We start from the raw sequence: 8814 nt of genomic DNA, 5'->3' as shown, positions 1-8814 counted from the left end.
GCCGTCACGCCCGCCCGATCGCAACCTTCCAGGTCTTATCGAGGGGGCTTCCAATAGATGCCGAAAGCGGCAAGCTGCTCTTCCGACTGTTTTACCCGTTCTGCGGCATTCGTTTCAGACTGCACTGCCGTCAGTGCCGCCAGAATCTCGACGGCGGCGAACGCCGGCGCCATGCTGCGGAAGAACGACTGAGAATTCGACGTGACGATAATTGTTTCCCGCGCGATCCGGGCCAGCGGAGACACGCTGCTGTCGGTGATTGCCACCACGTCGACACCTTGCCGAACCGACTGGCGCGCCACGTCGATCGTCGTGCGTTCATACGGCGACATGCCCATAGCCAGAAGCACATCGCCACGTCCCGCGTGCTGAAGGATATCCAGGCCGGCTCCGCCTATCTCGCCGACGAGCATCACCTTGCGATCGTCGCCGGCCAGAAACGACATGATGTGAGCAAAGTGGTTCGCGATCGGATAGGCGGAGCGCGACGCGAGGACGAACAGATTGGCAGATCGCGCAAGGAGGCCGGCGGCGGCGATGAGTTGCATGGCACTGCCATATTCGCCGAGACTCGCGATCTGGGCCGCGAGCGTATCGGCAACGACCCCGACAGTCGAATATCCCGAGTCGCCATGCTGCTTACCCTGCCGCGCCGGCTCACCGGCGGTCGTCTCGCGCAGCGCGCGCGCATAAAGGCTGCGCATGTCCTCGTAGCCATCAAGGCCGAGCCATCGCGCCAGCCGCATCATCGTGCTGTGCGAAACGCCGGCCTGGTGCGCCTGCTCGCGCATCGACATCAGTGCGACATCCTTGGGATGATCCAGCACGAAACGAGCGGCGACACGTAATTGCGGCGGCATATTCTCGAACCGTTCGACCAACAGCTCCGCCAAAGGACCTTTTTCCATCCTGAAATACCCCATTCACCCGTTTCGCAGGTTACTCCTGGAACGCCGGTTACGCAACAGTTGGAACTGAATTGGTTCAAATATTCCAACTGGACTTTCAATTTCGGTCATGCTGCCTTAAGTTGGTTTCGTAACCTGCCGGATCGCAGCGGTGTGAGTCCGGAGTTTGTAACTTGAATAGTCCTCAAGGAGACAATGATGGCTTTTACCCCTCCCATTACGTCCGGCTCTGCAGGGTCGCCGGAACAGAACCTGGACAAGATGATCAAGCACCAGGAGCGCATGTTTGGCCTCGAGATCACAAAAGAGATCGCGAAATCCCAGCATGACATGTTGATGAGCACCGCCAGGACGCTCGGCCAGTCGGCTGAAAAGGCCTAAGGCAGGAATTCTCGATTCCATACGCCGCCGCTAGCAACCGGCGGCGTACGTGCACGGCAGAAATCTTTCGGCGCCGTCGTCAGGCTGCATTTGAATTCGTCATCGGCGGAGATGAAGTGGCATGGCCGCTAGTCCTATCGGCAGATATCTGGATGCGGCGCCGGCGCGCCTGCTCCGAACGATTGTCGCCCCCTCCCCGGCGTCCGGCTCCGTTGCGCTCAGCGTAATCCATGGATATCACGCCGGCGCCGAACTCAGCCTGGTCGAGCCACAGTATACGATCGGCTCCAGCACGGAGTCGGACGTTGTCCTCAGGGATGCCGGCATCGCGCCGATCCACGCAAGGCTGCGGCGCAAGGGCAGCCAGTTTGAAATCGAGGCCGTCGGCGGTGACGTCACGCTCGCCACGGGCGAGACCATCCATGAGGGACATGGCAGAAGCTGCAGGCTGCCGCTCATCTTAAGTGTCGGCGGCGCCCGTATCCGGCTGGTCAGCCCGAAACGCCCCACGGGCCGGTGGTCCTTTTCCAACCGCTCCGTGCTGATTGCGGTCAGCGTTCTCTTCGCCGTATTCGCTGTTTCCATTGCCGCGAACGGGTTCTCTTTCGCCAAGCCCGACATCGGCGCGAAGGCGTCCTCTCACGACGGCGAGCCGGTCAGAATGGCCTTCGCCGGCGAGCCGGGCCAGGAAGTCCTCGACGATTCGTCGCCGGCGCAAATCCAGAGCGCCGCCGAAGCGGAAAGCCAACTCAGGCAGCGCCTCGAACAATCCGGCATGAGCACATTGACCGTTGAGCGTTCGCCTGGACGCCTCGTTGTCTCGGGCATGATCCCGAATGACAAGAGTGGTGCCTGGACGGAAACGCAATCCTGGTTCGACCAGGCGTTCGGCGCGCACATTCCCCTCGCCTCCAACGTCATGGTCGGCAACGCGGAGCAGGCTCCGCGCCTGACGCTGCAGGCGATCTGGTATGGCGAGCGGCCCTACGTCATCGCAGCCGACGGCGCACGTTATCACGAAGGCGCCTTCACGAATGACGGCTGGACCATCAAGCACATTGGCGAGACGGAACTTCTGCTGACCAAGGGTGGCGCCACGGTCGCGCTGAAATATCCTTGAACCGCCGGCTTGAAGGACCGCGGTTCGATTCGGCAAGGATGGATGCAGCCGGCCGCGAGGTGCGGCAGGCGGAAGGCGCGCGCGGTCAGGCAATCAACCGGCGACGGATGAATGGCGTCGACAAAGCAGCAAACCGTGCTCAAGGGACAAAATCGGCCGCTGCTGCTGAAAAGCCGGAAACCGCGGAATTCCAGTCGTCCCAAGGTGCGGCCGGCGAATCGCTTGACGAGGTACTCGCCAACTTCGTCATGCCCGTTGTTCCCGAGCCGGCCATCCTGCGTCGCTCCGTCCCTATTCTCCAGCATTTTGTAACGCATCTGGTCCCCGGCCTCGAGGGCGGCGAGCAACTCAAGACGTTGGCAAGAACGCTGATGGAGGATGAAATCGAGCGTCATCGCGAGCTGCTTGGTCGCATGCAGGAAGGAATCGGAATCTGACCGACCCGCATGACACGGTCCATCTGCTGCATGTCCTGGGCTATCTCTATGGCTGTCATGGGCAGGCAAAGCGGGGCGCGGCGTACCTGCTTATCGCCGCACAGCTCTCGCCGGGAAATGCCGGCGTCCTCAGGACATTGGCGCACCTGCTCATACTTGATGGCGAGGCGGAAAAGGCGCTTGCCACGATTGCAAGGCTGGAGACCTTGGAAGGAATGGACGACCCGGCGCTTGCATTGCTGAAGAGCCGCGCTTTGCTCGTGGCCGGGCGCAAGGCCGAGGCGCACAGTGCCTTGCTCAACTTCCTGTCGCAACGAGGTGTCGGATGACCATGTCGGAGCGGCTTCTGCAATTCCTTGCCAGGCTGTCACGCCGCAGCGACCTGGTCATCGCCGTGCTGATGCTCGTCGCGGTGGTGATGATGCTCATTCCATTGCCGACGTTTCTCGTCGACATGCTCATCACCGCGAACATCGCCATCAGCGTGCTTATCCTGCTGGCATCGTTCTACGTTTCTCATCCGCTCCAGTTCTCATCGCTGCCATCGGTCATCCTCATCGCCACCTTGTTCCGGCTGGCGATAACGATCACCACCACGCGACTGATCCTGCTCCAGGCCGACGCCGGCGAGATCATCACCGCCTTCGGCACCTTCGTCGTCGGCGGCAGCATCGCGGTCGGCCTCGTCATCTTCCTGATCATCACCGTCGCACAGTTCATCGTGGTTGCGCGGGGTGCGGAGCGCGTCGCCGAGGTCGCCGCGCGCTTCACCCTCGACGCGCTGCCGGGCAAGCAGATGAGCATCGACGCCGAGTTGCGCAACGGCGACATCGATCAGGCGGAGGCACGCCGTCTGCGCCAGCAGCTGGAGCGCGAGAGCCAGCTGTTCGGCGCGATGGACGGCGCCATGAAATTCGTCAAGGGCGACGTCATCGCCGGCATCGTGATCATTCTGGTCAACCTGATCGGCGGTTTCGCGGTTGGCACGCTGCAGCATGATATGTCCCTGGGGGATGCGGCCGCGACCTACTCGCTGCTCACCGTCGGCGACGGGCTGGTGGCGCAGATACCGGCACTGCTGGTCGCCGTCGCCGCCGGCACGATGGTAACGCGTGTCGGCAGCGCGGACGGTACAGGCGACCTTGGCCGGCAGATAACCAGCCAGCTCCTGCGGGATTCACGGGCGCTCGGGCTCGCCGCGGTGATCATGGTCGGCCTCGCCCTGGTGCCAGGCTTCCCTGCCATCGTGTTCCTGATCCTTGGCGCCTGCTTCGGAGCGGGCGCCTATGCAATCAATCGCCGCACCGCAAAGGAATCCGAACCGAAGGACATCGGCCAGATCGCCGTGCACGAACAACCGGGGGATTCCGCGTCGCTTTCAGCAATCCGCGCCGGAACACTGCCTCCTTCCTACCGCGTGATCGTCCGCCTCGGAACCGAGCTCGCACACGCGATCCCGGAGCCCGAATTTGCCGCGCTCGCCGACGGCGTGCGCCGCGAGCTCTTCGGCGATCTCGGTGTCGACGTTCCGGCCATCGGCATGCAGGTCGACGAAATGCTTTCGCCGCGAGGCATCCGTGTCGACCTGGAGGGCGCGCCCATCCTGGATGCGGAGATTCCTGCCGAGCGCGTTCTTGTCGAAGCGGACGCGACGCATCTCGAACTGCTCGAAGTAACTTACGAAAAAGGGCCTTCGATTGCTGGTCAGCGCAAATTCGCGTGGGTCGATGACAGCCAGATATCGGCTCTGAAAGAGGCTGGCTTCGTGTTTTCCGCACCGGCGGAAACAGCGGCCAGATGGACCGGAAATGCGCTTCGGCTCTATGCCGGCCATTTCGTCGGGATCCAGGAGACGCGCAGGCTCCTGTCGGACATGGAACCAGATTATGCAGATCTGGTCAGGCAGGCGCAGGAGATCGTGCCGCTGCAGAAGATCGCGGAGGTGCTTCGCCGCCTCGTCGGCGAAAACGTGCCGATCCGCAATCTGCGCCTGATCCTCGAAGCGTTGATCGAATGGGGCCAGCGCGAGCAGGACGTCGTCCTGCTGACGGAATATGTTCGCACATCCTTGAAACGCCAGATCAGCTTCCGCTCAGCCGGCCGCAACAACATCATTGCAGCGTATGTGCTGCAGCGATCGGCGGAGGATATCCTGCGAAATGCGGTGCAAAGCACATCGACCGGCACATTCCTCAATCTTTCCGACGATGATGCGCAGGCCCTGGTCACCGAAATCGAGCGAGCGCTGGGGCAAAGCGCCACCGATGTCTCGCCGGTCGTCCTCGCCGCGATGGACGTGCGCCGTCATATGCGCAGCCTGCTCACTCACAATGCCATCGAGCTTCCGGTTCTGTCCTTCCAGGAACTCGCGCAGGAATTCAACGTCCAGCCGCTGGCCACGATCGCCGGCCGCTCGGGCAAAGCCGGCGCGCGCAATATCTCCCAGTCGCTGCCACCGGCTCAGCCGAAGGCCGGGCAAGAGGCAATCTCATGACGCCAGCCGGACGGACGGAGACTTTTGGGGATTCAGGAGAGGAACGGCATGACAATCCACGATGCCGCAGCAGGCGTTCGACCAGCCGCTGTCGACAGGCGGACGGCTTTGCGCCGGCTCGCTATCGCGACGGTTAGTCGGACCATACATTGCGATAAGATTGCAACATGGCCGAAGAAGCTGAGGAAAAGAAACTACCGGCGTCCGACAAGAAGCTTCGGGACGCCCGCCGCAAAGGCCAGGTTTCGCAGAGCCGCGACCTGGTCTCAGGCTTCACGCTTTTCGCGGCGCTCGCCTATCTCTATTTTTCCTGGCCGATACTGTTCAAGCACCTTTCGGAACTCGTGCAAACCGTGACGATGCCCGACGGCTCGTTCAGGGAGGTCAGCCTGCGGGCCATCCGCCATTTCTTCTCTTTGCTGATGCTCGCCACATTGCCGCTAGTCGGGATCGTTGTCGTTCTCACCGTGGCCTTCGGCATGCTGGGGACATTCGGGCCGGTCTTCTCGTTTGAGCCGCTGAAGCCGCAGTTCGATCACATAAACCCGGCGAAGGGTCTTCAGAAGATCCTGTCGCTCCGCAACGTCATCGAGTTCACCAAGGGCCTGATCAAGGTGGTGTTGCTGGCAAGCCTCTTCGTCTTCATCTTGATCGCATGGCTGCAGCCGCTCTTCGATGCGCCGGGCTGCGGTCCGTCATGCCTGGAGCCGATTATCAAGGCGGTGCTGACACCTCTTGGGGTTGCCGCCGCACTGGCCTTTGTCGTCATCGGCGTGATCGACGTTCCCATTCAGCGCTGGCTGTTCCTGCGCGACATGCGCATGACGACAACCGAATACAAGCGCGAGCACAAGGATCTCGAAGGCGATCCCTTGATCCGCCATGAACAGCAGCGGCAGCGGCGCGAAGCGGTGATGCAGCCTGCGAAGCTCGGTGTGAAAAACGCGGTCATCGTGTTCGTGTCCGCCGACCGCGCCGTGGCGTTGCGCTACATCAAGGGTGAGACGCCGGTGCCGACAGTCGTCGGCAAGGGCCAAGGCCGCGCAGCCGATGAGATAATGGCTCAAGCGCGCCAGGCAGGTATCGCGATAGTCGAGGATGCGGCCGTCGCCGAACCACTCTTCGAGGATGCGAACACCGGATCCTATATCGGCCAGCAGATGTTTTCGCCGGTCGTTCGCCATCTCGTCCGGCACGGGCTCACTTGAGGTAGGATCCTCCGCTTCGCTCAGCGGTAGCATCGAAGCCGGAGCTTGTAGTTGAATATGTGGGGGAAAAGGCGGTGGCGCTCTCCCGCTCCTATCTTTCCTACAGCCGCAAGATCGATCGCTTTGATGACGATGCGCGCGCTTGGACTTGTCATTCAAACCCGGCGCATCTCAAATCATTCAAACCCGGCGCGCCTCAAATTCTCATTCCGAAACCGCCGACCTGAACTTGCTCGGCGACTGGCCAAACGTCTGGTGAAAAAGCCGCGAGAAATGCGAGGCGTTTTCAAACCCGGTTTCGATGGCGATCTCGATCATCGGAGCCCTCGTCTGCGTCAGCAGTTGCTTGGCGCGCTCCAGGCGCACCCTCTTGTAGATGAGAGCCGGGGAATTCTTTGTCTTCTCCCTGAACAGACGCTCGAGCTGCCTTCGCGACAGTCCGACGGAAGCGGCGAGCTTGGGCATGGAGAGCTTGTTGTCGACATGGTTCTCCATGATGATCAGCGCGGCCTTGAGCCGGGGATCCTGGCATTCGATAAAGGCCGGCTTGCGCGGCTGGATGTCCGAGGGTGAGCGCGCCTTCTCGATCTGCAGCACTTCGAGCGCGTTTCGCTCGGCCTCCTTGCTGATATGGCGCCTGACGATCGACGCGGCCATGTCGGCCGCGCTGCTGCCACCGGCGCACGAGCCCCGGGCGTTATCAAGATTGAACAGGCGGTCTGACCTGACGTCGAGATCGGGGAAGCGCTGACGGAACGCCTGATAATGGAGCCAGCTCACGCATGTGCGGTGGTATTTCATCAGGCCGGCCTCGGCCAGGATGAACGTCCCGGTGCAGACCCCGATCAGGGTGACCCTGCAGGCGGCGGCCCGCTTAAGATAGCTGACCGTTTCGGTGTCGACCGGCGCGTCGCTGTTCAGCAGGCCGCCAACCACAACGATGTAGTGGAACTGGTGGGGATCCACGAATTCCGAATTCGGGGCGACCTGGACGCCGCAACTCGAAGTGATCAGGTTCCTGCTGCTGCCCAGCACCTGCCAGTCGGCCAGAACCCTGCCGGACCGGTCAGCCTCGTCGCTCGCCAGCCTGAGCGTGTCCACGAACAGCGCGAATGCCGAGAGCGTGAAGGAGCGCGCGAGGATGAAGCCGATCTTCAATCGGCCGGTATCAGCAACTTCGTGCGCAGGTTTCATGATTGCCCTGTGAGCCTATCCGTCCAACAAACGCATTCCCGCGCTGCCGATTGCTATCATGCCAGCGGCTATTTGATCTGGAAACCGTGAGCCAGCGGATCGCGTTCGTCGACGAAGATCGTGTTGTGGCCAATGACGCGCGCCCATCCGCAGACGCTTGGCCTGATACCCCTGAACGGTCCGACGTCCGCCTCCCCCTCGATACACCCTTCGAACACCGTACCGATCAGGCTTTCCGGGCGGAAGGTGTCGCCGACCTTCAGTCGGCCTTTGCCATGCAGTTGCGCCATGCGGGCTGAAGTGCCGGTGCCGCCGGGCGAGCGATCGATTGCCTTGTCGCCATAGAACACGGCGCCGCGGCCATCGGCGTCGCCACGGCTTGGCTTGTCGCACCAGATGGCATGGTGCACGCCATGGATCCGTTCGTCTTCGGGATGCACCGGATCGCAAGTGGGCGCAAGCGCGTCGCGCACGCGACGGCTGAGGTCGACGATCTCGCTCGACGACATGCCATCCAGGCCCGGCCACGATCGCTGCGGCTCCACGACGGCATAGTAGTTGCCGCCATAGGCGATATCGACGATGAGCTGGCCGAGACCCGGAACATCGACGGCAACGTCGGCGGCATGCAGATAGCTGGCAACGTTGAACATCCGCACGGAGTCCACGAACCTGCCCGGCTTCTCGTATTGGATGTCCACTCGTCCCGCCGGCGTCTCGATCGAGAGCTTGCCCGGAATTCGAGGCGTCACCAGTCCTTCTTCCAGTGCTGCCGTCACCAGACCGATCGAGCCGGCGCCACACATTGGCAGGCACCCGCTCACCTCGATGAAGATCACAGCGAAATCGCAGTCATCCCGGTAGGCGGGGTAGATGATCGCACCCGACATGATATCATGCCCGCGCGGTTCGAACATCAGCGCCTGCCGAATCCAATCATGGTCCCGCATGAACAGGTCGCGACGCTCGGAGATGGGCAGATGAGGCAGCAGGGGCCCACCTCCGGCGACCAGCCGGACCGGATTCCCGCACGTGTGGGCGTCGATGCAAAAGAAGCTGCGGCGCATTTTTA

General features: G+C 62.0%; 9 protein-coding genes. 6 read left to right on the top strand and 3 right to left on the bottom strand.

Annotated elements, in window-relative coordinates; translation table 11 throughout:
- Positions 1-35: 35 nt before the first annotated feature.
- Positions 36-893 (bottom strand): MurR/RpiR family transcriptional regulator, encoded by an 858-nt coding sequence (locus JG743_RS10150; protein ID WP_202300065.1) that lies wholly within the window; start codon positions 891-893, stop codon positions 36-38.
- A 213-nt stretch (positions 894-1106) separates the two neighbouring features.
- On the opposite strand from JG743_RS10150, the gene JG743_RS10145 reads away from it, so the two are divergent.
- From JG743_RS10145 to JG743_RS10120, 6 genes are all read left to right on the top strand, one after another.
- Complete coding sequence (locus JG743_RS10145) at positions 1107-1289, top strand: hypothetical protein (RefSeq protein ID WP_202300064.1); 183 nt, start codon at positions 1107-1109, stop codon at positions 1287-1289.
- A gap of 121 nt (positions 1290-1410) precedes the next feature.
- A complete protein-coding gene (locus JG743_RS10140) occupies positions 1411-2409 on the top strand; it encodes a SctD/MshK family protein (protein ID WP_202300063.1) in 999 nt (332 codons plus the stop codon).
- The gene (locus tag JG743_RS10135; protein ID WP_244673099.1) at positions 2406-2846 is read left to right on the top strand and encodes a hypothetical protein; all 441 of its coding nucleotides are present in this window, start codon (positions 2406-2408) and stop codon (positions 2844-2846) included. The genes JG743_RS10140 and JG743_RS10135 overlap by 4 nt, the downstream gene beginning before the upstream one ends.
- A 137-nt stretch (positions 2847-2983) precedes the next feature.
- A complete protein-coding gene (locus JG743_RS34140; RefSeq protein WP_244673098.1) occupies positions 2984-3175 on the top strand; it encodes a hypothetical protein in 192 nt (63 codons plus the stop codon).
- Positions 3172-5340: a type III secretion system export apparatus subunit SctV gene (gene sctV / locus JG743_RS10125; RefSeq protein ID WP_202300062.1), complete on the top strand. Its 2169-nt coding sequence runs from the start codon at positions 3172-3174 to the stop codon at positions 5338-5340. Before JG743_RS34140 ends, sctV begins: the two co-directional genes overlap by 4 nt.
- A gap of 167 nt (positions 5341-5507) precedes the next feature.
- Positions 5508-6548 (top strand): EscU/YscU/HrcU family type III secretion system export apparatus switch protein, encoded by a 1041-nt coding sequence (locus JG743_RS10120; protein ID WP_202300061.1) that lies wholly within the window; start codon positions 5508-5510, stop codon positions 6546-6548.
- Positions 6549-6752: 204 nt separating this feature from the next.
- On the opposite strand, the gene JG743_RS10115 is transcribed toward JG743_RS10120, so the two are convergent.
- Positions 6753-7742 (bottom strand): GlxA family transcriptional regulator, encoded by a 990-nt coding sequence (locus tag JG743_RS10115; protein WP_202300060.1) that lies wholly within the window; start codon positions 7740-7742, stop codon positions 6753-6755.
- A 68-nt stretch (positions 7743-7810) separates the two neighbouring features.
- Entirely contained in the window at positions 7811-8809 is a 999-nt protein-coding gene (locus JG743_RS10110; protein ID WP_202300059.1) for a 4-hydroxyproline epimerase, read from the bottom strand.
- Positions 8810-8814: the final 5 nt, after the last annotated feature.

This window comes from Mesorhizobium sp. 131-2-1 (assembly GCF_016756535.1).
Taxonomy (GTDB): Bacteria; Pseudomonadota; Alphaproteobacteria; order Rhizobiales; family Rhizobiaceae; genus Mesorhizobium.
Note: the sequence above shows the minus strand (reverse complement) of the source record. Positions and strands in the feature narration are given on the sequence as shown.